The organism is Telluria sp. AC161, assembly GCF_979258535.1.
Window position 1 is genome coordinate 3,225,161 of the sequence record NZ_OZ409861.1, and the last position, 22,938, is coordinate 3,248,098.

Annotated in this window: 23 protein-coding genes; 15 read left to right on the forward strand and 8 right to left on the reverse strand. The window is 63.6% G+C overall.

Annotated features, from left to right (window positions below; all coding sequences use genetic code 11):
- Nucleotides 1–298: 298 nt before the first annotated feature.
- Complete coding sequence (locus ACZ0AJ_RS14395; protein WP_499455411.1) at nucleotides 299–1,054, reverse strand: NlpC/P60 family protein; 756 nt, start codon at nucleotides 1,052–1,054, stop codon at nucleotides 299–301.
- A 369-nt stretch (nucleotides 1,055–1,423) separates the two neighbouring features.
- Between ACZ0AJ_RS14395 and ACZ0AJ_RS14400 the strand changes: the two genes are divergently transcribed.
- Nucleotides 1,424–2,239, forward strand: a complete 816-nt coding sequence (locus ACZ0AJ_RS14400; RefSeq protein ID WP_499455193.1) for a zinc-binding metallopeptidase family protein — start codon at nucleotides 1,424–1,426, stop codon at nucleotides 2,237–2,239.
- A gap of 13 nt (nucleotides 2,240–2,252) precedes the next feature.
- Here the strand turns inward: ACZ0AJ_RS14400 and hemW are convergent, their stop codons facing one another.
- From hemW to ACZ0AJ_RS14425, 5 genes are all read right to left on the reverse strand, one after another.
- Nucleotides 2,253–3,503, reverse strand: coding sequence for a radical SAM family heme chaperone HemW (gene hemW, locus ACZ0AJ_RS14405; protein WP_499455194.1), 1,251 nt, complete (start codon nucleotides 3,501–3,503; stop codon nucleotides 2,253–2,255).
- A gap of 1 nt (nucleotide 3,504) precedes the next feature.
- A complete protein-coding gene (rdgB, locus tag ACZ0AJ_RS14410; RefSeq protein ID WP_499456795.1) occupies nucleotides 3,505–4,095 on the reverse strand; it encodes an RdgB/HAM1 family non-canonical purine NTP pyrophosphatase in 591 nt (196 codons plus the stop codon).
- Between the two features lie 79 nt (nucleotides 4,096–4,174).
- On the reverse strand, nucleotides 4,175–4,906 hold the full coding sequence (gene rph, locus ACZ0AJ_RS14415; RefSeq protein ID WP_499455195.1) for a ribonuclease PH: 732 nt from the start codon (nucleotides 4,904–4,906) through the stop codon (nucleotides 4,175–4,177).
- An 11-nt stretch (nucleotides 4,907–4,917) separates the two neighbouring features.
- Nucleotides 4,918–5,847, reverse strand: a complete 930-nt coding sequence (locus ACZ0AJ_RS14420; protein WP_499455196.1) for a PP2C family protein-serine/threonine phosphatase — start codon at nucleotides 5,845–5,847, stop codon at nucleotides 4,918–4,920.
- Between the two features lie 8 nt (nucleotides 5,848–5,855).
- Complete coding sequence (locus tag ACZ0AJ_RS14425) at nucleotides 5,856–6,866, reverse strand: serine/threonine-protein kinase (protein ID WP_499455415.1); 1,011 nt, start codon at nucleotides 6,864–6,866, stop codon at nucleotides 5,856–5,858.
- 94 nt (nucleotides 6,867–6,960) lie between these two features.
- Between ACZ0AJ_RS14425 and ACZ0AJ_RS14430 the strand changes: the two genes are divergently transcribed.
- The 4 genes from ACZ0AJ_RS14430 (at nucleotide 6,961) to ACZ0AJ_RS14445 (ending at nucleotide 11,280) form a co-directional block, all read left to right on the forward strand.
- A complete protein-coding gene (locus ACZ0AJ_RS14430) occupies nucleotides 6,961–7,848 on the forward strand; it encodes a YicC/YloC family endoribonuclease (protein ID WP_499455198.1) in 888 nt (295 codons plus the stop codon).
- Nucleotides 7,849–8,019: 171 nt separating this feature from the next.
- Nucleotides 8,020–8,667, forward strand: coding sequence for a guanylate kinase (gene gmk, locus ACZ0AJ_RS14435; protein WP_183555679.1), 648 nt, complete (start codon nucleotides 8,020–8,022; stop codon nucleotides 8,665–8,667).
- Nucleotides 8,668–8,745: 78 nt separating this feature from the next.
- Nucleotides 8,746–8,949, forward strand: coding sequence for a DNA-directed RNA polymerase subunit omega (gene rpoZ, locus ACZ0AJ_RS14440; protein ID WP_019922806.1), 204 nt, complete (start codon nucleotides 8,746–8,748; stop codon nucleotides 8,947–8,949).
- Between the two features lie 78 nt (nucleotides 8,950–9,027).
- Complete coding sequence (locus tag ACZ0AJ_RS14445; protein ID WP_499455418.1) at nucleotides 9,028–11,280, forward strand: RelA/SpoT family protein; 2,253 nt, start codon at nucleotides 9,028–9,030, stop codon at nucleotides 11,278–11,280.
- Between the two features lie 132 nt (nucleotides 11,281–11,412).
- Here ACZ0AJ_RS14445 and ACZ0AJ_RS14450 read toward each other — a convergent pair whose 3' ends face one another.
- A complete protein-coding gene (locus tag ACZ0AJ_RS14450) occupies nucleotides 11,413–12,030 on the reverse strand; it encodes a biliverdin-producing heme oxygenase (RefSeq protein ID WP_499455199.1) in 618 nt (205 codons plus the stop codon).
- Nucleotides 12,031–12,058: 28 nt separating this feature from the next.
- Nucleotides 12,059–12,625, reverse strand: a complete 567-nt coding sequence (greB, locus tag ACZ0AJ_RS14455) for a transcription elongation factor GreB (RefSeq protein ID WP_183555681.1) — start codon at nucleotides 12,623–12,625, stop codon at nucleotides 12,059–12,061.
- Between the two features lie 47 nt (nucleotides 12,626–12,672).
- Here greB and ACZ0AJ_RS14460 point away from each other — a divergent pair, with 47 nt between their 5' ends.
- The 10 genes from ACZ0AJ_RS14460 to ACZ0AJ_RS14505 all read left to right on the forward strand — a co-directional run bounded on the left by ACZ0AJ_RS14460 (nucleotide 12,673) and on the right by ACZ0AJ_RS14505 (nucleotide 22,935).
- The gene (locus ACZ0AJ_RS14460; RefSeq protein ID WP_499455421.1) at nucleotides 12,673–13,365 is read left to right on the forward strand and encodes a sensor histidine kinase; all 693 of its coding nucleotides are present in this window, start codon (nucleotides 12,673–12,675) and stop codon (nucleotides 13,363–13,365) included.
- On the forward strand, nucleotides 13,358–14,005 hold the full coding sequence (locus ACZ0AJ_RS14465) for a response regulator (protein ID WP_183555683.1): 648 nt from the start codon (nucleotides 13,358–13,360) through the stop codon (nucleotides 14,003–14,005). The genes ACZ0AJ_RS14460 and ACZ0AJ_RS14465 overlap by 8 nt, the downstream gene beginning before the upstream one ends.
- 101 nt (nucleotides 14,006–14,106) lie before the next feature.
- Nucleotides 14,107–15,705 (forward strand): GGDEF domain-containing protein, encoded by a 1,599-nt coding sequence (locus tag ACZ0AJ_RS14470; protein WP_499455201.1) that lies wholly within the window; start codon nucleotides 14,107–14,109, stop codon nucleotides 15,703–15,705.
- Nucleotides 15,706–15,897: 192 nt separating this feature from the next.
- The gene (locus tag ACZ0AJ_RS14475; protein WP_499455202.1) at nucleotides 15,898–17,355 is read left to right on the forward strand and encodes a flagellin N-terminal helical domain-containing protein; all 1,458 of its coding nucleotides are present in this window, start codon (nucleotides 15,898–15,900) and stop codon (nucleotides 17,353–17,355) included.
- An 85-nt stretch (nucleotides 17,356–17,440) separates the two neighbouring features.
- Complete coding sequence (locus ACZ0AJ_RS14480) at nucleotides 17,441–17,785, forward strand: flagellar protein FlaG (RefSeq protein WP_499455203.1); 345 nt, start codon at nucleotides 17,441–17,443, stop codon at nucleotides 17,783–17,785.
- 189 nt (nucleotides 17,786–17,974) lie between these two features.
- The gene (gene fliD / locus ACZ0AJ_RS14485) at nucleotides 17,975–20,599 is read left to right on the forward strand and encodes a flagellar filament capping protein FliD (RefSeq protein ID WP_499455204.1); all 2,625 of its coding nucleotides are present in this window, start codon (nucleotides 17,975–17,977) and stop codon (nucleotides 20,597–20,599) included.
- 25 nt (nucleotides 20,600–20,624) lie between these two features.
- Nucleotides 20,625–21,077, forward strand: coding sequence for a flagellar export chaperone FliS (gene fliS / locus ACZ0AJ_RS14490; protein WP_499455205.1), 453 nt, complete (start codon nucleotides 20,625–20,627; stop codon nucleotides 21,075–21,077).
- 20 nt (nucleotides 21,078–21,097) lie between these two features.
- Nucleotides 21,098–21,427, forward strand: coding sequence for a flagellar protein FliT (locus ACZ0AJ_RS14495; protein WP_499455206.1), 330 nt, complete (start codon nucleotides 21,098–21,100; stop codon nucleotides 21,425–21,427).
- A gap of 22 nt (nucleotides 21,428–21,449) precedes the next feature.
- Entirely contained in the window at nucleotides 21,450–22,598 is a 1,149-nt protein-coding gene (gene fliK, locus ACZ0AJ_RS14500) for a flagellar hook-length control protein FliK (RefSeq protein WP_499455207.1), read from the forward strand.
- Entirely contained in the window at nucleotides 22,567–22,935 is a 369-nt protein-coding gene (locus ACZ0AJ_RS14505; protein WP_499455208.1) for an EscU/YscU/HrcU family type III secretion system export apparatus switch protein, read from the forward strand. Before fliK ends, ACZ0AJ_RS14505 begins: the two co-directional genes overlap by 32 nt.
- Nucleotides 22,936–22,938: the final 3 nt, after the last annotated feature.

Sequence of the window (22,938 nt, forward strand, 5' to 3'; positions counted from 1 at the left end):
GTCATCGTTCCCGCTGTGGCATCCACGCCGCACGCCGTTGTAGCGCGGCATTGCCTTCCCTGGTGCCGCCGATATTGGCGGGATTGGCTACACTGGCTGCATCGATCGTCGACGACGCGCTGCACGGCGCCGTGTGACGCCATGAGACATTTCTTCAGATCACACTGGAAAGTCATCCTCGCGATGTTGCTTGCGATGCTACCGTCGGCACCCGAGTGAATAAAAAACGGGCCTACGTGGCCCGGTTTTTTTGTGCACGTGACCTCTGGCAGGTTACGTGCACACCTTCCTGCCCTTGTCAGTGCGGTGGATGCAGGCCCGCACTGGTATTCGCAAACACCCTGTTGCCACTTGCTGCCAGGTCGGCTGCGCGGTCAAACATCCGCGCAGATGCAAAGCCCTCCAACGGTGCGGCCGTAGCAGGCCAGAGCGCCGCCTTGAAGCGCGTCTTGGATACCCACTGATAGCAGACACTGTTGCTTTGGTTGCCGCCGAGAATACGATAAGCATCGTCGTCCTCGCCGGTATAAAAGCCGACATGCCCTTTACCGCTATGTTCACTGATACGCCAGAAGACCATGATGGCGCCGTAACGAGGTGAAATGTCGTTGCCAAAATTTTTCCACGCAAGCGCGCTCAATAAGTTTGTCGGCAAGGTTTCTTCCGGCAGCGTACCGTTGATGCAGTGCCCGACGAACAAACCACACCACGGTACCTCATCACCGGGATAATGGATATCGAGGTCATCGGCCCAGTCAAGGATGACAGGATTGTCGCGGTCGCCCAAAAACTCCCTCGTATTGATCAATCTCGTCGCTTCGGCCATCCAGGGCAGCTCGCCGGGAATGCTGTGCTGGTCATCTGCCACGCCCTCGAACAAGGCTTTCAGCGACTTCGGCCCAAGAATGCCATCGACCTGCAGCCCTTTCGACTCCTGAAAGGCGCGCAATGCCGCGATCGTACGTCGCCCCCATATGCCATCCATTGGGCCCGGATCGAAGCCCAGTTTCAGCAGCTGCGTTTGCACTTCCAGAATATCGATATTTATGGCCATGTCCGCTCCTAAGTTGCTGATGACAACGTCGCGCCATTGCGACGAACAGGCCAGGGAACAAGATTCTTCCGCCTTGCAGACCCAGCCGCTAACCGAAGGAAATCAGAAAATACTAACCAAGAGTACATCAAAGTCCATGCAATATTCATAAGTCGATGTGCAAAAAATATCAATCACATCCGAAATATGATCTGGCTTTTTGCTATGCCACAGCCGTAACGTCGTTCTGGCGCAAAGCAGACTTGACGGATTGTGGGTACCTCGTTGTAGCGCGGCATTGCCCTCCCCTGGCACCGCAGATATTGGCGGGATTGGCTACACTGGTTGCATCGATTGCCGACGACGCGCCGCAAGGCGCCGTGTGACGCCATGAGACATTTCTTCAGATCGCACTGGAAAGTCATCCTCGCGATATTGCTTGCGATCGTGCTGGCAACGCTGACCGTCGAGACGCGGTCCGACGCCACGCCTTTGGCGGCGCGCCTGCAAGCCCATGCCCGGGCTCTGGCGCCGGACGCACGAGGCAGCCCGATGCAGTACGTCGACACATCGCTGCAGCGCTATGGCTATGCACTGCACCGGCAGCGGATCGGCAGCGACAGCACCCGCCACGCCGCCCACAGCATCGAAGCAACGCTTGCAAACGTGACGCCAGGCGCCCTGCCAGAACGCACGTTCGTGATCGGCGCCCGCGTCGGGCCGGGCGGTGATGTCGGCGCGGCTGCCGTGCTTGAACTGGCGCGCGCCGTCAAGGATCTGCGGCCCGCACCCGGGACGGAGATCCGTTTCGTGTTCTTCACAGAGGCTGGGGAGTCAGGCGCGGAGGACACGGACGCCGGCAACTTCATCGCGTTCATCGGCACGCCCGATGGGGCGCAGCGCGTGCGCCAGGCGTTTGCAGCACTGCGCAGCGACCCGCAACTGATGCACCACGGGCTGACGACCTCGGCCCACGTGATGGGCTTGACGCTTTCACGCCATGGCGATGGCGATGGCAGCCCCGCCACGACGACCCTCTTGATCACCGGCAGCGACTTTCTGGGCTACCATTATTTCTACACCGCGCCATTGAATGCCGATGAAACCGACAAGGCGCAGCAGCACGGCGAATTCGACGGCCTGGCGCGCGTAGTGGCTGGTCTGACGCGCACGCTCAGCGCGATGGCAGGCGTCATGCAGGCCTGAAAAACCGAGACGCTTACTCGGCCAAGAACATTTCCTGCAAATCGTTCAGAAAACGCTGGCCCAGTTCCGTCGGCTTGATCAGCTTGTGATCGCGGTAGATCAGCCCCTTGGCCTCGGCCTCGTTGAGCGACTTGGTGATCGTGTTGATGCTCATCCCGGTGCGCTCGCCGAACAGGTTCGGATCGAAGCCACCGGTCAGGCGCAGCGTGTTGAGCATGAATTCGAAGCCCATGTCGTTGCGGCCGATCTCGTGCTCTTCCTGCACCGGATTGCCGCGCTTGGCTGCTTCGATGAACGACACCGGCTGCTTGTAGCGGGCCTGGCGCAGGATGCGGTGCGGGAACGAGATCTTCGAATGCGCGCCGGCGCCGATGCCCAGGTAGTCGCCGAACTGCCAGTAATTCAGATTGTGGCGCGCGCGCCGGCCGGCCTTGGCATAGGCCGAGACTTCGTAGTGATCGTAGCCTGCGGCGCCCGTCACTTCGGCAATCATGTCCTGCATGTCGGCGCTCAGGTCGTCGTCCGGCAGTGATGGCGGGTACTTCGCGAAGACCGTGTTCGGCTCCATCGTCAGGTGGTACAGCGACAGGTGCGGCGGCGCGAACGCAAGCGCCGTTTCCAGGTCGTGGCGCGCTTCGGCCAGCGTCTGTGACGGCAGCGCGTACATCAGGTCGAGATTGAAGTTGTCGAACGTGTTTTTCGCGATCTCGACTGCGCGCAGCGCTTCGTCGCCGTCGTGGATGCGGCCCAGCGCCTTCAGGTGCGCCGGGTTGAAACTCTGGATGCCGATCGACAGGCGGTTGATGCCGCTCTCGCGATAACTCTTGAAGCGCTCGGCCTCGAAGGTGCCGGGGTTGGCTTCCATGGTGATCTCGGCGTCCAGTTCCAGCGGCAGCAGCGTGCGCAGGTCGGACATCAGGCGATCCAGCCCCGCAGCCGATATCAGGCTCGGCGTGCCGCCGCCGATGAACACGGTGTGGATCTTGCGGCCCCAGATCAGCGGCAGCGACTGTTCCAGGTCGAGGCGCAGCGCGTCGAGGTAATCCTTCTCGGGCAGCTCGCCCTTGCCTTCGTGCGAATTGAAATCGCAGTACGGACACTTGCGCACGCACCATGGCCAGTGCACGTACAGCGACAGCGGCGGCAGCGCCGTCAGGTTCAGCGCGCCCGGCTGCAGGTATTGCAGCGCGGCCGTCGCGGGCGAACGGGGCTCGCCGGCCAACGGTTGGGCTACGTTCTCGCCGACGAATTTAATGGGGATCATGTCAGGTGTTTTTCAGTTTCTCGACCAGCACGCGCAGCGCCTGGCCACGGTGCGACAGCGCATTCTTTTCGTCCGGCGCCAGTTCGGCCGTGGTCTTGCCCAGCGACGGGATCAAGAAGTACGGGTCGTAACCGAAGCCGTTCTCACCGCGCGGCGTGGCGATGATTTCGCCATTCCAGCGGCCGTCGGCGATGATCGGCTGCGGGTCTTCCGGGTGGCGCACGTAGACCAGCACGCAGTAGTAATAGGCCGACTTGTCGCTGAGCGTGGCCAGATCGGCGACGAGCTTGCGGCTGTTGTTGGCGTCGGACTTCGGTTCTCCAGCGTAGCGGGCCGAATACACACCGGGGGCGCCGCCAAGGGCATTGACGCATACGCCGGAATCGTCGGCCAGCGCCGGCAAGCCGGTCAGGCGCGACGCATGGCGCGCCTTGGCCAGCGCGTTTTCAACGAAGGTGCCGAACGGCTCTTCTGCTTCCGGGACGTCAAATTCGCCCTGCGGATGCAGGTCGAGGCCGATGGGGCCGAGCAGCTGGGCGAACTCCTTGAGTTTGCCGGCGTTGTTGGAGGCGAGGATCAGGCGCTGGGTCATGGTGGTCACGGTGCTGGTGAGGAAACCGGTCATTTTACCGGCTTCGCGCACCTGCTGCGCAGGAACTGGGCAACCGCAGTCAGCCCATCCGCAGCGCCTGCTTCTGCAAATGAATCAGGTCGGCGATGCCTGCCTGCGCCAGGTCGAGCAGGCGGTCCATGGCGGCGCGGTCGAATGCAGCGCCTTCGGCCGTGCCCTGCACTTCGATGAAATGGCCCTGGTCGTTCATCACGACGTTCATGTCGGTGTCGCAGTTCGCGTCCTCGGGATAGTCCAGGTCGAGCAGCGGCACGCCGTTCACCATGCCGACCGACACGGCCGCGACGAAATGCCGGACCGGCAGCGCCGTGATCGCGCACGATGACAGAAGCGTGCTGAAGGCGTCGTGCGCGGCCACCATCGCGCCCGTGATGGCGGCGGTGCGGGTGCCGCCGTCGGCCTGGATCACGTCGCAATCCAGATGCAGCGTGCGCTCGCCAAACGCGTGCAGGTTGAACGCGGCGCGCAGCGAGCGGCCGATCAGGCGCTGGATTTCCTGCGTGCGCCCGCTCTGCTTGCCGCGCGCGGCTTCGCGGTCCATGCGCTTGTGGGTCGAGCGCGGCAGCATCCCGTATTCGGCGGTCAGCCAGCCCTGGCCCTTCCCTTTCAGGAAGGCCGGCACCTTGTCCTCGATGCTGGCCGTGCAGATTACTTTGGTGTCGCCGAACTCGATCAGCACCGAGCCTTCGGCGTGCCGCGTGTAGTTGCGGGTGATGACGATCGGGCGCAGCTGGTCTGGCGCGCGGCCGCTCGGGCGCGGTGGGTAGGTCATGGGGTCGGTCCTTACTTGAGCAGCTGGGAGGATTTTTCGATCGCTTCGCGGATCTCGGCGATGGCTTTTTCGATATCGTCTTCGTCGAACGCGTCGCTGCCTTCGGGCAGAGGATCGCCCGCAACGATGGTGGAACTCACGGCATCTTCGGCCAGCATCTGGGTCGAGATCACATTCAGGGCATCGGCATCGATCGTGCCGGCCGCGCCCTGCCAGGCGATGGCCAGCGCGGTCGTGTTGTCGGCCTGTGGCCCGCCGATGGCGGCGGCCATCTGCACCAGTTCGGGCACCGCCTGCACGACGCCGCTCGTGGCCAGGCGATGCACGATTTCGGTTTCGGGCAGCACGGACCACAAACCGTCGGAGCACAGCAGCAGCATGTCGCCATGCTGCAGGCTGTGCTGCTGCGACAGCTCGATCTTCGGCGGGCTCGACGCGCCCAGGCAGTTGTAGAGCTTGTTGCGGTCGGGGTGCGTGTTGCGCTCGGACGGATCGGCCCGGCCGCGCTCGAGCAGGTACTCGAAATGCGAGTGGTCGCGCGTGCAGGCCAGGACCTGCTTGCGGCGCACCCAGTACAGGCGCGAGTCGCCGACGTGCGCCCAGACGGCGCAGTTGTGCTGGATCAGGCAGGCGACGACCGTGGTGCGCGGGATTTCGGGCAGGCCGTGCGTGGCGGCGTAGGCCTGGATGTCGTGGTGCGCCTGCAGCAGTGCTTCTTCAAGGAAGCGCTCGGGCTTTTTCACGTACGGCCGCGCCTGCAGACGGAACATCGCCGACACCGTCTGCAGCGCGATGGTCGCGGCGATCTCGCCGCCCAGGTGCCCGCCCATGCCATCGGCCAGCAACAGCAGCAAGGCGTCACGCGTGTAGCAGTAGCCCATCCGGTCCTGGTTGACCTTGCGCCCGCCAATATGGCTTTGTTGATAGACCGAGAATTGCATGACTTCCTTTAATCGCGCCGGAATGCGCCGAGACGGTCGACCAGGCCGCGCCAGCCGCCGCGTGCTTCATGTGCGTCCACCGCCGCGTCGGCTCCGGCTGCCATCGCAGCCGTGGCCCGCGCCGGGGGCGGCGCAGCCGGCGCTGCCTGCAGCACCTTCTGTATCTCGAACACGCTTTGCGGCCGCATCAGGGGATCGAGCGCCAGGCACCCGGCCACCAGTTTGACCAGCTCCGGTGAATAATAGCCTGCCAGGCGCGCCAGGTGGCGCGGCACGTGATCGTCCATGCGGCGTGCATCGACCGGCGGCGGCGTCGACCGGCTCATGCAGGCGAGCATGGCCGCGCCCAGGCTGTAGATATCGGTCCAGGGGCCGAGCGCCGCGCCGCGTGTATACAAATCGGGCGCAGCGAAGCCCGGCGTGTACATCGGCGCGAGCATCGGGGCGTCGGTGTGCAGCGTCTGGCGCGCGGCGCCGAAGTCGAGCAGCAGCGGCGAGCCGTCGGTACGCAGGTAGATGTTGGCGGGCTTGAGGTCGAGGTGCAGCAGCTTGTTGGCGTGGACTTCGCGCAGGCCGCTACAGACGCCATGGAACACCTGGCGCACGAAGTTTTCGCTCAGGCCATTGCCTTTGGCGGCAGCGCGCGCGATGTGTTCCTGCAGCGAGTGGCCGGACTCGTAGGCCATGACCATGTATACAGTCTCATGGGCGCGGAAGAAATTGAGTACGCGCACCACGTTCGGGTGCACGATGCGCGCCAGGGCGCGGCCTTCTTCGAAAAAACACTTCAGGCCGATGCGAAATACCGCCAGGTGCGGCTTGGCCACCACGGGGATCAATTGACCAGGCTGGCGCAGCGCCAGCGCGCTTGGCAGGTACTCCTTGATGGCCACTGCATTGCCCTCGCTGTCATAGGCAAGATAAACAATACTGAACCCGCCGGACGCAATTTTCTTTACAATGCGGTATCCGGCAATTTCGAGTCCTGCGGGCAGAGGAGCGTTATTCTGTGCAGCCATCCAATTGGGTTTCCTTGCTAAACAGCGCGATTGTGTGGATAAATGTCGGCTTTGTAAAGAATAAAAACCGGGGATCCCATTGAGCATTTCAAGCATGACAGGTTATGCGGTCGCCACCAGCGAAGGCGCTGCCGGAACCCTCACGATCGAAATCAAGAGCGTCAACTCACGCTTCCTCGATTTGCAGTTCCGCATCAATGACGATTTGCGCGCGCTGGAACCCGATCTGCGGACGGCCATCATGGCCGCAATTCAGCGTGGCAAAGTCGAAGTGCGCGTCTCGTTTGGCCGGAAGGTCAGTGGCGGCGCCGCAGCGCTCAATCAAACGTTGCTGGCCGACCTGGCCCGCCTGCAAAGCGAAGTAGCGCGTCACTTCGCCGAAGCTACACCCATGACCGTGGCCGAGCTGCTGCGCTGGCCAGGCGTCATCGAAGAATCGACCATCGGCCAGGAATCGCTCCAGGCCGACGTCGCCGCACTGACGGTCACCACCATCGCCGCGTTCGTCGACAGCCGCCGGCGCGAAGGCGCTGCGCTCGAAACGATGCTGCAATCGCGCATCGAATCGATGGAAGCGATCGTCAAGCGCATCACGCCGCTGATCCCGCAAGTCATTTCGCAATTCCAGAACAAGGCTATCGACCGCATGCAGGATGCGCTCGGCCTGGCTGGTCACGGCAATCCGTCGACGCTCACGCGCCAGGAAGTGCTGGAGCGGATCCGTCAGGAAGTGACCCTGTACGGCATCCGGATCGACGTGTCCGAAGAATTGTCGCGCCTGTCGGCGCACCTGAACGAAACGCGTCACATCCTCAAAAAGGGTGGCCAGGTCGGCAAGCGCCTCGACTTCATGATGCAGGAGCTCAATCGCGAAGCCAACACGCTGGGCGCCAAGGCGTCGGTGAAGGAACTGGCCGATGCATCGATGGAGCTCAAGCTGCTCATCGAGCAGATGCGTGAACAGGTGCAGAACCTGGAATAAGTTGTAGATGTAATCGTCGGCTGCACCAAGGCCGGTTGAACGCGTGGACGGGGAACCCGTCCACCCTACCTGCGTAGGGTGGGCGGCTGTGCCGTCCACGCGTTCGACGTTAACATGAACACCTGCGGCACCCTACCCGCACACTCACCGTACTGACAAAGGACCCCCGCCATGCTCCCACAAGCCTTTTCCGGCAGCCTGTTCGTCGTCGCCGCGCCATCCGGCGCCGGCAAATCGACCCTGGTCAACGCCCTGCTGGCGAACGAACCTGGCATCAAGCTGTCCATCTCCACCACCACCCGCGCACCGCGCCCGGGCGAAGTGGATGGCCGCGAATACCACTTCACGAGCGCCGAGGATTTCGTCACGCGCGCCGATCGGGGCGAGTTTCTCGAGTGGGCCGAAGTGCACGGCAATTACTACGGCACGAGCCGCCTGTCGGTCGAGCAGGAGATGAAAAACGGCACGGATATCCTGCTCGAAATCGACTGGCAAGGCGCGCGCCAGGTGCGCAAGCTGTTCCCGGACGCGGCCGGCATTTTCATTTTGCCCCCATCGATCGAAGCGCTGGAAGAACGCCTGCACAAACGTGGCACCGACGAGCCGCACATCATCACCCGGCGCCTGCTGGCGGCGGGCGGCGAGATCGCTCACGCACCCGACTTCGAGTATGCTATCATCAACGAAGAGTTTAACGTCGCCCTGGCTGAGCTGCAGGCGATTGTCAAAGCGACACGTTGCCGATTTGCCCAACAAGCTGCCCGCAACGCTACGCTGTTTGCCCAGCTGGGAATCCACGCGAATCAACCACAATCTTGACGAGCGCGCCGTTGCAGGCGCGCCGCACGCGTTGTTTTCACTCATTGTCACCTTACATTCAGCAACCCAGGAGCACACATGGCCCGCATTACCATCGAAGACTGCCTCAAGAACATCCCGAACCGTTTCCAGCTGACCCTGGCAGCAACGTATCGTGCGCGCCAGCTGCTGCAAGGCCACACCCCGAAGGTCGAAGCCAAGGACAAGCCAACCGTCGTCGCCCTGCGCGAGATCGCCGCTGGTAAAGTCGGCATCGAAATGCTGAAAAAAGTACCGATGTAATCACGTTCGGGGTTGCCTGAATTTGCGTTATCCCGTCTTCTGTTATTCTGATCTCACCGCAGCCAGACGATTAACGTAATGAACCTGTTACCTCCAGATTCTCCCGCTTCACGCAACCCCGCTCCGCGCGAGCGGCGGGCAGACAATCGTCCGCCCGATTTCATCGAGCCCGCCGGCCCTATCGTGCCCGGCGTGGCCTCGGTGACGCAGCTGATCACCAAGCTGTCCGAATACCTCACCCCCGCCGAGCTTAAAAAAGTCAAGGAAGCCTACCGCTTCTCTGACGAGATGCACCTGGGCCAGGTCCGCAAGTCGGGCGAGCCCTATATCTCTCATCCGATTGCCGTTGCCGAAATCTGCGCCGAGTGGAAACTCGATGCGCAAGCCATCATGGCCGCGCTGCTGCATGACGTGATCGAAGACCAGGACGTCAAGAAGGATGAGCTGATCGAGCGCTTCGGCGCCCAGGTCGCCAACCTCGTCGACGGCCTGTCCAAGCTCGAGAAAATCGAATTCCAGAGTCAGCTCGAAGCGCAGGCCGAAAACTTCCGCAAGATGCTGCTGGCAATGGCGTCGGACGTGCGCGTCATCCTGATCAAGCTGGCCGACCGCCTGCACAATATGCGCACGCTCGGCTTCATGATTCCGGCCAAAAAACGCCGTATCGCCGGCGAGACGATGGAAGTGTATGTGCCGATCGCGCACCGCCTCGGCCTGAACAACATCTACCGCGAGTTGCAGGACCTGTCGTTCTCGCACCTGTATCCGGTGCGCTACCAGACGCTGTCCAAGGCGATCAAGTCGGCGCGCGGCAACCGGCGCGAAGTGGTCAAGAAAATCCTCGAAGCGGTCAAGAACCAGCTCGAGGCCAGCGGCCTGAAAGCCGAAGTGCACGGCCGCGAAAAGACCCTGTACGGCATCTACAAAAAGATGCGCAACAAGCACCTGTCGTTCTCGCAAGTGCTTGACGTGTATGGTTTCCGCGTCGTCGTTGACAGCGTGCCCAATTGCTATGTCGCGCTGGGCACCCTGCACGCGCTGTACAAGCCGATGCCGGGCAAGTTCAAGGACTACATCGCCATCGGCAAGATCAACGGCTACCAGTCGCTGCACACGACGTTGATCGGCCCGTACGGCACGCCCGTCGAATTCCAGATCCGCACGCAGGACATGCACCGCACCGCCGAAAGCGGCGTGGCGGCGCACTGGCTGTACAAGACGGGCGAATCGAATATGTCCGACCTGCAGCAGCGCACCCATGCGTGGCTGCAGTCGCTGCTCGACATCCAGCAGCAAACGGGCGACTCGGCCGAGTTCCTCGAACACGTCAAGGTCGACCTGTTCCCCGATTCGGTGTATGTGTTTACGCCCAAGTCGAAGATCATCGCCCTGCCCCGCGGCGCGACGGCGCTCGACTTTGCCTACTCGATCCACACGGGCATCGGCGACCATACGGTGGGCGTGAAGATCAACCACGAAGAGCAACCGCTGCGCACCGAGCTGCACAACGGCGACATCGTCGAGATCATCACGCAACCCGATTCGCGCCCGAGCCCTACCTGGCTGACGTTTGTCCGCACCGGCAAGGCGCGCTCGGCGATTCGCCATCACCTGCGCCTGGTCGACGTCAACGAGTCGGCCGAACTGGGCCTCGAACTGCTGACCCAGGCGCTGGCGGTACGCAACATCAAGCCGGATCTGCCAGCCAGCGTCGTCGAACGCCTGCTGGCCGAGTCGTCGGCCAATTCGATGGAAGAAGTGTATGCCGACATCGGCATCGGCAAGCGCATGCCGACGCTGGTGGCGCGCCAGATTTTCGGCCTGATGGAAGGCGACCCCGATCTGCTGCCATCGAGCAAACCGCTGCCGGCCAGCGACATCGCACCGGTGACGATCTACGGCAGCGAAGGCGTGGCGGTCCAGCTGGCGCCGTGCTGCATGCCGATCCCGGGCGACCAGATCACGGGGCAGCTGCGCCGCGACCAGGCGCTGGTGGTTCACACCTGCGATTGCCAGACGGCCAAGCGCCTGCTGGCGAAAGAACCCGACCGCTGGATCGCCGTGAAGTGGGGCGACGATCTCAACCGCCGTTTCGACTGCCGTATCCGCCTGCTGATCAACAATGAAAAAGGCATCCTCGCCCGCGTGGCTGCCGAGATCGGCGAGTCCGACGCCAACATCACGTATGTGGGCATGGACGAGGACGACGAAAACATGATGACGCAGCTGCGCTTCACGATCCAGATCGCCGACCGGGTGCATCTGGCGCAACTGATTCGCAATCTGCGCCGCGTGGCCGGGGTGAATCGGGTGGAGAGGGAACGGACGTAATTTCCGTTGTCCCAGGAGGTTGCCGTAGGGTGGGCGGCTATGCCGTCCACGCGTTCAAACCAAATTCGCTCCGTGGTAAGCGGAGGCCGGTTGAACGCGTGGGCGGGAAACCCGCCCACCCTACCGTTTTGATCAGCCATTTTTGTCCAGGCTCAGCCTGAGAATACTGTCAAACGCCGCGCATGCACCCTCGCAGGCGTCGGCAATCTCGTCCTTTGACCTCACGTGTTCTTTCAGCGCCAGCATGAACGCGCGCCAGCGCGGACCGGGCCCGGCGTCACTCCCCTTCAGATAGCGCAGCGGATGCGGCGCCAGCGTACCGGCCAGTTTCCCGTACAGCACCTTGCCGCCCAGCTGCGAGCCTTCGATCACATAGCACACGCCCCAACGGTACGCCGCGCTGGCGTCGCGCGGCCACGTGTCCGCAGACGCGGGGGCACGCAGCGGGGGCATGCCGGGTTCGTTCAGGTCGGCTTCGATCAGCGCCAGGCGTTCGACCGGCGGCAAGACCAGCTGTGGCCCGTCCGGGAATGATTCAAGCCAGGGCAGCAGCGACGCGAGCCAGTCGCGCACCATCGTCAGGTGCGCCGCATAATCGTGGAGATCGGGCGCGGGGCCGGACAGCGGCAGGCCGCTGTCGAGCCGGTCGTGCTGTTCGTTGGTGGCGGCGCGCAGCGCTGCCAGGGGATCTGCCGGTTGGTGCATCGTCGTGTGGGCCGATTCGTGCGCCGCTTCATGAGGTCGGTTCATGCGCACATAGTAGCACCGGGCCGCAAGCTCAGTCGGCGACCGGCTCGGGATAGTCGACCGAGATGATCTCGAGCTCGTCCATGCCCAGCGGCGTGTGCAGTTGCGCGACGTCGCCTTCGCGGCACTTGGTCAGCGCGCGTGCCACGGGCGAGACCCAGCTGATCTTGCCGTGCAGCGGATCGAGCTCGTCGATGCCGACGATGGTGATGGTGTGCTCTTCGCCGGCCCCGTTGACATAGCGGACCGTGGCGCCGAAGAACACCTGGTCGTTGCCGTGCTGGATGCTCGGGTCGACGACGAACGCCGAATCCATGCGCTTGGTAAGAAAGCGGATGCGGCGGTCGATCTCGCGCAGGCGGCGTTTGCCATAGATATAGTCGCCGTTCTCAGAGCGGTCGCCGTTCGACGCGGCCCAGTGCACGATGCGCACGACTTCGGGCCGGTCGACGTCGATCAGCTGCAGCAGCTCATCCTTGATGCGCTGGTAGCCGGCCGGGGTGATGTAGTTCTTGGCGCCGTCAGGAATCGCCTGCGCCAGCACCAGGGCTTCATCATCGTCGTCGTTGTCCGACTCTTTTACAAATGCCTTGTTCATGGACGCATTGTAGCGAGACTTGCGCGCCCTTGTCGTATCATTCGACCATGTCCCAACCTGCCCTGCTCCAGCACGACCGCGACGCTGCCGCCCGCCAGGCCGAGCGCACCCGTATCGCGCGCGAACTGCACGATGACCTGGGCGGCAACCTCATCGCCATCAAGATGGCGCTGGCGCGGCTGGCGGCGCGCGTGCCCGCCGACCAGCCCGGTCTGGCCGGCCAGGCCGAGTACATCGACGAGCTCGTCGATCGCACGATCGACACGGTGCATCGCATTTCGTTCGGCCTGCGCGCCAGCGCGCTCGACTTGGGCCTTGCGGGCGCGCTTGCATGGCAGGCGAACGAGTTCGCACGCCAGACCGGCGTCACCGTGATCACGCACTGCCCAGCCACACTCATACCGGAGCCGGCGCCGGAGCACGCCGCCGCCCTGTTTCACATCGCCCAGGAAGCGCTGACCAATGTTGCCAGGCATGCACGGGCGACGCAGGTCACGCTGACGCTGGACCACGACGGCGGCGAACTCACGCTGGCCATCTGCGACAACGGCTGCGGCATCGACCCGGCCGCGCGCGCGCGCCCGCACGCGTTCGGCCTGCGCGGCATGCACGAACGGGCCAGCGCGCTTGGCGGCGTGCTGTCCTTGTCGCCGGCGCCCGGAGGTGGCACGATGTTGACCGTCAAGACCAGGCTGGCGCCGTCCGTGGCCCCGGCACAGAACAAGAAGCAGAATGAGTGAAAAAGTAACCATCCGGGTATGCATCGCCGATGACCATGCCATCGTGCGCGAAGGACTCAAGCAGATCCTCGCCGACGAGCGCGACATCGTTGTCGCCGGCGAGGCCGAGGATGGCCACGATGCGGTGCGCCTGGCGGGCAAGACGCGCTGCCACGTGATGCTGCTCGATATCTCGCTGCCTGACCGCAATGGCATCGATGTGCTCAAGCAGATCAAGAAGGACAAGCCCGAGCTGTCGGTGCTGATGCTGTCGATGCACCGCGAAGACCAGTACGCAATCCGCGCGCTCAAGGCCGGCGCCGCCGGCTACATCACCAAGCAGAGCGCGCCGCGCGAACTGGTCACGGCCATCCGGCTGGTGGCGGGCGGCCAGAAGTATGTCAGCGCCGCGCTCGCGCAAACGCTGGCCAGCGCGATCGGCGAAGACCATGAAAGCGCTGCCCATGAAGGCTTGTCCGACCGCGAATACCAGACACTGACGATGATCGCGTCGGGCATGACCGTCACGCAGATCGCGGGCGAACTGTCGCTGTCGGTCAAGACGATCAGCGAATACCGTGCGCGCCTGTTAGTAAAAATGAAACTTCGGAGCAGTGCCGAGCTGACCACGTATGCGATCCGCAACGGCCTGGTCGACTGACACACCATCACGTGCCTCGGCGCTGAATATTTATTGATGCGAGGCAAATAAACTGCCTATCATGTCGTCAATCCCGCAAACTCGGCACCGCGCTGCAATCCATGTCCACTCCGTCCACACCCGTCCCTGCTGCAGCCGGCCCTGGCGCCACTGCCGCGCCCGCAGCGAATCCGGCCGACATCGCACGCGAGGCGTTCCGTCGTCTGGCCACGCGCCGTATCGCGCCGACGCCGGACGCTTACCGCGCTATCTATGATGAGATCGCCGGCACCCCACCGCCGCCGCCCGCGCCGGCCCCGGATGCTGGCGCCATCGAGGTACTGAACGGGTTCGCGCGCCGCATGCTCGATACGCCGGGCGAGCTGGCCGACTACGGCCGGCGCATGACGCGCGCCGTCAAGACGGGTGACTGGAGCAGCTACACCCAGGCCCTTGGCCAGTTGAGCGAGCGCCATCTGCGGCGCAATACGCCGGTGATGGCGATGGGCGACGAAGAACCCCAAACGCGCCTGCTGCGCGACATGCTGGCGCGCACGCTGTCGTTCGCCTGTGCCTCGCTGCTGAGCGACAACCCGGAACAGGTCAAGGAAGCCGAAGCGCTTGGCGCCCTGGTCAAGACGGCGGTCGGCGAAAGCGAACTGCAGGACATCGAGGCGCGCCTGAAGCAGCTGTGTTTCCAGATCGAGCTGCGCAAGGATGACAGCGCGGGCCAGCAGGAACTGCTGCTGCGGCTGTTCCGTCTGCTGCTCGACAATATCGAAGGCTTGCTCGAGGACGACAACTATATGCGCGGCCAGGTCGTGGCAGTGCAGGAACTGATTGCCGGCCCCGTGGACACGCGCGCGCTGGAAGACGCCACGCGCAGCCTGAAAGACGTGATCATCAAGCAAAGTCATCTGAAACATGGCATCGCCGATGTGCGTGCGACGATGAAGAACATGATGATGACGTTCGTCGAGCGCCTGGGCTCGGTGGCCGCCGCGACCGGCGACTACCATGCCAAGCTGGGCGACTTTTCCGAGCGCATCGGCGGCGCGACCGACATCAACGAACTCAATACCCTGCTGAATGACGTGCTGCGCGAGACGCGCCATGCGCAGGACGAAGCACTGGCCTCACGCGACCGCATGGTGAGCGCGCACCGTGAGGTGCAGGAAGCCGAGCAGCGCATCCGCGAACTCGAAGCCGAGTTGCAGCATATGAGTGAGCTGGTGCGCGAAGACCAGCTGACCGGCAGCCTGAACCGCCGCGGCCTGGACGACGTGTTCGAGCGCGAAAGCGCGCGCGCCGACCGCCGCAACACGCCGCTGTGCGTGGCGCTGCTGGACCTCGACAACTTCAAGCGCCTGAACGACACCTACGGGCACATGGCGGGCGACGCCGCGCTCAAGCACCTGGTCAAGGTCGTGCGCGAGACGCTGCGCGCGATGGACGTGATCGCGCGCTTCGGCGGCGAGGAATTTTTGATCCTGCTGCCCGAGACAACCGTCGACGCGGCGGCGGCCGCCATGGTGCGGGTGCAGCGCGAGCTGACCCGACACTTCTTCTTGCACGATAACGAGAAGATGCTCATCACCTTCTCGTGCGGGGTGGCGCTTCGGGTGCAGAACGAGGAGCAGGCATCGCTGATGGCGCGGGCCGATAAAGCGATGTATCAGGCCAAGAGCAGCGGCAAGAACCGGGTAGTCGTGGCGGAATGACAAGTGTTGAACGCGTGTTTTTCCAGACAGGTAAAAAAAACGATTTATTTTGCGTCCGGCCCTAAACTTTTTCCACAGGGCACCGTTACCAGCAACAACAGCGGTTTGAACGTCACTGAATAACGCGACGGACCAAAGTGAACAGCAGCACGGTCGCTGCACCCCTAGTAAGACCTAGTCTGGAGAATCACCATGGCATCAGTAATCAACACCAACGTCGCATCCCTGAACTCGCAGCGTAACCTGGCGACCTCGCAGTCGCAGCTGAATACCTCGATCCAACGCCTGTCGTCGGGTATGCGCATCAACAGCGCGAAGGATGACGCCGCTGGTCTGGCGATTTCGGACCGCATGAATTCGCAAATCAAGGGTATGACGCAAGCTACCCGTAACGCCAACGATGGCGTGTCGATGGCGCAAACCGCTGAAGGCGCTCTGTCGAGCTCGGGCGACATCCTGCAACGTGTCCGCGAACTGGCTGTCCAGTCGTCGAACTCGTCGAACTCGGCCAGCGACCGCAAAGCACTGCAAACTGAAGTCACCCAGCTGACCTCGGAACTGAACCGTATCGCCAACACCACCGAATTCAACGGCCAGAAGCTGATGGACGGTTCGATGGGCACCGCGAACTTCCAGGTTGGCGCCAATGCCGGCCAGCTGATCTCGATGACCGGCTCGAACTTCACCACGTCGACCTACGGTAACAACCGTCTGGACGCGAGCTCGCTGCAAGCTGCAGGCGCCGCATCGAACGGCGTTGCTGCTGGCACCATGACGATCAACGGTTCGTCGGGTTCGAAAGACGTCGCCGTTGTCGCGAATGGCACGGCCAAGTCGACCGTCGCCGCCATCAACAAGGTCAGCGGCGACACCGGTGTGACCGCCACGGCAAAAAGCGAAGCCAACCTGGTTGCCACTGCCGGCAAGTCGTTCACCTTCGAAGTCAAGGGTGACAACGCCGACGCCGTCAAAGTGTCGTTCTCGATCGGCACCGATGATGCAAACGGCCACGCCGCTGCGATCAGCGCCTTCAATGCCCAATCGGCCAAGACCGGCATCACCGCATCGTACGACGATGCTGGCGGCCTGAAGCTGACCCACGCCGATGGCGCTGACATCAACGTGAAAAACGTGTCGACCGACACGACGGCAACGGCAACGCTTGGTGCCTACGATGCGGACGGCGCTGCCATCGCAACCCCGATCGCTACCGAAACCACTGGCGCTACCGTCGCCGGCCGCATCATCCTGGACTCGGAAAACAGCTTCTCGGTTGCCGATGCCAGCGGTTTCAATCTGGACGGTGGCGGTACCACCGGTTCGTCGGCCCTGAAGTCGGTTGCTGACCTCGACATCAGCACCTTCGAAGGCGCCCAGCTGGCCATCAAGACCGCCGACGCAGCACTCGCATCGGTCAACAGCCAGCGCGCTGAATACGGCGCACTGCAATCGCGCTTCGAATCGGCGATCTCGAACCTGTCGTCGTCGACCGAGAACCTGTCGGCATCGCGCAGCCGTATCGTCGATACCGACTTCGCAGCTGAAACCGCAAAGATGACCCGCGGTCAGATCCTGCAGCAGGCTGGTACGTCGATGCTGGCCCAGGCCAACTCGCTGCCGAACGGTGTTCTGTCGCTCCTGCGTGGCTAATCGCTAACGCGTAGTAACAGCACCACTTGGTAAGCGGTTCCCCGGCTGAAGAAATTTGGCTGGGGAATTTTCGTTAGGATACGCCATGCAAATTCCATCCATTGCAACGTCGCCACTCGCCAAACTGGATGAATGTCCAGCCGTCGCGAGCGGACCGGCTGCCCCGGCACCACGGGCAGCACCGGAGAAAGCTGAAACCAAGCCGGACCGGGACGAGGTGTCGTCCGCCGTGAAGAAACTCAACGAAGCGCTGCCGCAATCGGCGCAGAGCCTTGAGTTCGAGATCGACGAAGAGAGCAAGGACCTCGTGGTCAAGATCATCGACCGCGATACGAAGGAAGTCGTCCGGCAGATGCCGACCAAGGAGGCGCTGGAAATGGCCAAATCGATCGACAAGATGGTCGGACGCCTGCTGAATCAACATGCCTGATTCACCCTGACGCACTCTGCTGCTCACCCAAAGCGCCGCACCCGACCAGGTGCGGCGCTTTTTACATGGCGCTGCGACATCATTCCTGACGATCCGGCCAAAATAAAAAGAGAGCCGGCTTTACCGCTCTTAAGTACGGTTTGTTTCTGCCGATAATGACTTACATTATTGTTTTCACCGGAGAAACACTTGGCCAACCTCGACATCGATGGCATTGTAGCGAAGCTGATGCAGGCTGAATCCAGGCCGCTCGACAACTACGCCAAGAAAACGGCCGCGTTGCAGCAGAAGAACAGCGCCCTGAACCAGGTCAGCGCCGCGGTGGGCGCTTTCCAGGGCGCCCTGACGTCGCTGAACCAGTCGAACACGTTCCAGGGCCTGAGCGCAACGCCGTCCAACAAGGATGTGTTCTCGGGCTCGGCTACCACCGGCGCCGTGCCGGGCAAGTACAAGGTCAATGTCACCCAGCTGGCCCAGTCGCAAAGCCTCAAGACGAGCGGGATGGCCAGCACCACCAGCACCATCGGCTCCGGCGCCCCCACCAACCTCACGTTCCAGTTCGGTACCGTCAGCGGCGGCACCTTCGGCGCGACCGGTACCGCGCTGGGCCTGGCATCGGCTGCAGGCGGCATCGCCAACGGCTCGCTGAGCCTGAACGGCGTCGCGATCAGCACCGGCCCGACCACCCGCAGCGCCCGCGCGCTGGCCGAAGCCATCAATGCGCAGAGCGGCAAGACCGGAGTCGTTGCCACCGCCGGCAGCACCGAGACCGCCGCCGACCTGTTCGCCGGTTTCGGCCAGGTGAGCGTCGATACCGGTTCGAGCTATGCCCTGTCGGTCGGCGGCGTGCAGCTGGCCAACCTGAACACCGGCAGCGCGCCACTGACCGGCGCCGCGCTCGATACGTCCCTGGCCAGCGCCGGCACGCGCAATGCCCTGGCCGCCGCCAACATCACCGTCAGCGGCAGCGCCGCCGATGGCACGCTGCAATTCACGGCGGCCGACGGCAATACCATCGACGTGACCGAAACCGTCACCGGCACCGTGCGCGGCGGCATCAAGCACGCCGACAATGCCGTCAATGCGGGCGCGACCACCACGGCCACCGCCGGCGTCACGCTGCGCTCGAACGACGGCAACCAGATCCTGGTCGCCGGTAACAACCCGGCAGCAGCGGGCTTTACCGCCGGCAGCGTCGGCGCGCACATGGACTCGGATTTCTCGCTGAATGGCGCGCTCAACAGCAAGACGATCACGCTGGCGGCCGGCGACCAGACGCTGCAAGGGATTCGTGACGCCATCAACAAGGGCGACATGGGCGTGACCGCCACCATCGTCTCGGACGGCAGCAACAAGCCGTATCACCTGGTGCTCACGTCGAACAAGACCGGCGAAGCGACCTCGATGAAGGTCAGCGTGGCCGGCGAGGACGGCGCAGCGGCCGACCCAGCGCTGGCGGCCCTGCTCGGCTACGATCCGGCCGGTGCGCAAGGCATGACGCAGACCGCCGGCGCCCAGAGCACGCTGCTGAACATGAACGGCATCGAGATCAAGAGCGACAGCACCACCGTCAAGGATGCGATCCAGGGCGTCACGCTCGAGATCAACGGCCTGGGCAGCAGCACGATGACGGTCTCGAAGGATACCGCCGCGATCAGCACTGCCGTGAACGAGTTCGTCAAGGCCTACAACGCGCTGAACACGACAATGAGCGGCCTGACCAAGTACAACGCCGAGACGAAAAAAGGCGGCGTGCTGCAGGGCGACGCCAGCGTGCGCTCGATCCAGACCCAGATGCGGCGCCAGATCAGCGAAGTCATGGAAGGCACGGGCGGCAAGCTGACGTCGCTGAGCCAGATCGGCATCGCGTTCCAGCAGGACGGCAGCCTGAAGCTGGACTCGACCAAACTGAACAAGGCAATCACCGAGAACGCGGCCGACTTCGGCGGCCTGTTCGCCGCCATGGGCTCGACCACCGATGGCCTGGTCAAGTTCGACAAGTCGACCGCCGCGACCAAGGCCGGGACCTATGGCGTGAACATCACCAGCCTGGCCACCCAGGGCACGCTGGCCAGCAGCGCCGCACTGGGCGCGAGCACGACAATTGCCCCGAATACCGTCTGGCGCGTCACGCTGAACCAGACCGAGCCGGCTACCGAAAGCAAGACCCAGGAAGTCAAGCTGCCGGCTGGCACCTACAACAAGGACGATCTGGCCGCACTGCTGCGTTCGGCGATCAACGGCAATGCGACGTTCGCCGGCGCCGGCGACACGGTCGAATCGAAGATCGGCGACGATGGCCTGCTGACGCTGTCGTCGAGCAAATATGGCGCGGCCTCGAATATTGCGCTGACCAGCATGAGCGGCAGCTCGATCGATTCGATTTTCGGCAGCGCCACGCCCAGCAAGGGCGCCGACGTGGTCGGCACCATCGGCGGCGTGGCCGCCACCGGCAACGGTCAGTCCCTGACGGCTGCGGCCGGCTCGAGCGCCACTGGCATTCAGGTATCGATCACGGGCGGCGCGCTCGGGGACCGCGGCACGGTCACGTTCTCGCAGGGCTTCGCCTTCCAGCTCAACAATCTGGCCACCGGTTTCGTCGGCAAGGATAGCCTGATCAAGAGCAAAACCGATGGCCTGAACACATCGATCAAGACCATCGCCGACCAGGCTGCGCGCTTTGAAACGCGCCTGGACAGCATCGAAAAACGTTACCGCGCCCAGTTCGTCGCACTCGATGCCACGCTGTCATCGATGCAGTCGACGTCGGATTACCTTACCCAGCAGTTGGCGAGCCTGTCGGCCAACCGATAATTTCTGCATCACCGGAGAATCTCATATGTTTGGAACCCCAAAACGCGGCGTCGGCGCCTATGCAACGGTTGGTCTGGAGACCGGCGTTGCTGCCGCCTCGCCACAGAAGCTGGTGGTGATGCTGTACGACGGCGTGATCGTCGCCCTGCTCAGCGCGATCAACCACATCAAGTCGTCGAACGTGGCCGCCAAGGGCGCCTCGATTTCGAAGGCCATCACGATCATCGACAATGGCCTGCGCGCCTCGCTCGACCAGAAAGCCGGCGGCGAGATCGCACAGAATCTCGATGCGTTGTACGATTACATGAGCCGCCGCCTGCTGCAGGCCAATATGAAGAACGATATCGCGATCATCGAAGAAGTGCACGGCCTGATGTCCGACCTGCGCGAAGCCTGGGTCCAGATCGGCGAAAAGAGCGATACGGCCGAGCAGGCCGTGCCGGCCATCCAGCGTGCCCCTACCCTGATGAGCGCATAAGGTTGACGATGACGATGACGATGACAATGAGCTGTCAGGAAGTGGTGTCGGTCTACGAAACGATGGTCGGCATCACCGAGCGCATGCTCGACGCGGCCACCGCCAGCGAATGGGATCGCCTGGCCGAACTCGAGCAGGAATGCGCCGCCCATGCGCGCCGCCTCAAAGCCAATGAAGGCGTGGCCCCGCTGGCCGGCCAGGAACGCGTGCGCAAGGTCAATGCGATCCGCCGCATGCTCGACGCCGACCGCCGCATCCGTGACCTGACCAGCCCATGGATGGCGCACCTGTCGTCCCTGATCAACAGCAAGTCGACCGAACGCCGCGTCGCGCGCGCCTACGGCGTCTGATGCGCCCGGCGGGGGTTGACTGATGCTGCCCCGCGATCTTGTTGGCGGCGTCACGCGCATCACGCCGGCCCAGGCCGCCGAGCAGGCGGTCGACCCGCGCCAGCAAGCCTTTGCGCGCGCTGTAGCGCCACTGCTGGGCAAGGCGATCCACGGCGAAATCCAGGCCAAACTGACTGACGGCACCTTCATCGTCAAGTTCGCCGATACCCAGGCGCGCATGCAACTGCCCCCCGGCGCGCTGGTCGGCGCCGACGTGCCGCTTACGCTGATCGGCCTGCATCCCCGCCCTACCTTCCAGGTCGGCACCCAGACCACTGCCACGGGCTTCGCTGAAGCCGGCCCCGCACCGCAAGCCGAAACAGACGCTCCCGGCGCGCCACTGGGCTACCGCGAAGGCGCCGCCCTCGGCCGCGCCGGCGCCCTGCTGGCCTCCAGCGCCGGACTGGGCGCGCAGGCGTTTGCCGGCGGCACCGAAGCGAAAAACACCACGCTCAGTCCCACCGCCCAGGCCCTGGCCGGCGTGCTGGCGGCTGCCCAGAAAGCCGAAACGGTGCTCACCGCCGTCACCGGCAGTGCGCCGCTGGTGGCCACGCCGGACGCCGATCCGGCGGCGCTGGCCGCCGGCCTCAAACAAGCGTTCGGCAAGAGTGGCCTGTTCTACGAATCGCACGTGGCCGAATGGGCGCAGGGTTCGCGCGCGCTGGCCGAACTGGCGAACGAGCCGCAGCAGCAGGCTGCGCAGGCCGGCGCGCGCCCGAACCCGCAGGATCCCGCCACCGCGCAGTTCATCAGCATGCAGCTGGCAGCGCAGGAGCAATCGCAACTGGCGTGGAAAGGCCAGCTCTGGCCCGGCCAGCCGATGGAATGGGATGTGCAGCGCGAAGCCCACGGCGGCGGCGGCGGCGATGAGCAGGCGATCTGGAACAGCCGCCTGCGCCTGCGCTTCCCCGAACTGGGCGAACTCGATGTACAGCTGCGGATGGTGGGCGGCGCCTTGCAGATCGGGCTCGCGACCGGCGACGACGCCACCGCTGCCCTGCTGCGCCAGCACGCGCCGAACCTGGCCGGCGCGCTCGAGTCGGTGGGCACGCCGCTGGCGGGGTTCGACGCGCGCGCGCGGGCCGCGGCGGCGCCCAAGCATGATGATGATGATGATGGCGCCCATGAATAAGCTCGCCAACCAGCGCATCAAGAGCGCAGTGGCGATGGCCTACAGCGCCGGCGAGAAGGCGCCGACGGTCGTGGCCAAAGGCTCGGGCATGATCGCCGAACAGATCATCCAGCGCGCCCAGGATGCAGGCGTGTTCGTGCATGAATCGAAAGAACTCGTCTCGCTGCTCATGCAGGTCGATCTCGACCGCGAAATTCCCCCAACGCTGTATCGAGCAATTGCGGAACTGTTGGCATGGCTATATCATATTGAGTCGGCTAAAAAGAACGGTGAGTCACTCCCCACCGCACCTGATCCGACGCCTCACCTTCCCCCGGAACAAGCGTCAAGGACATAAAGC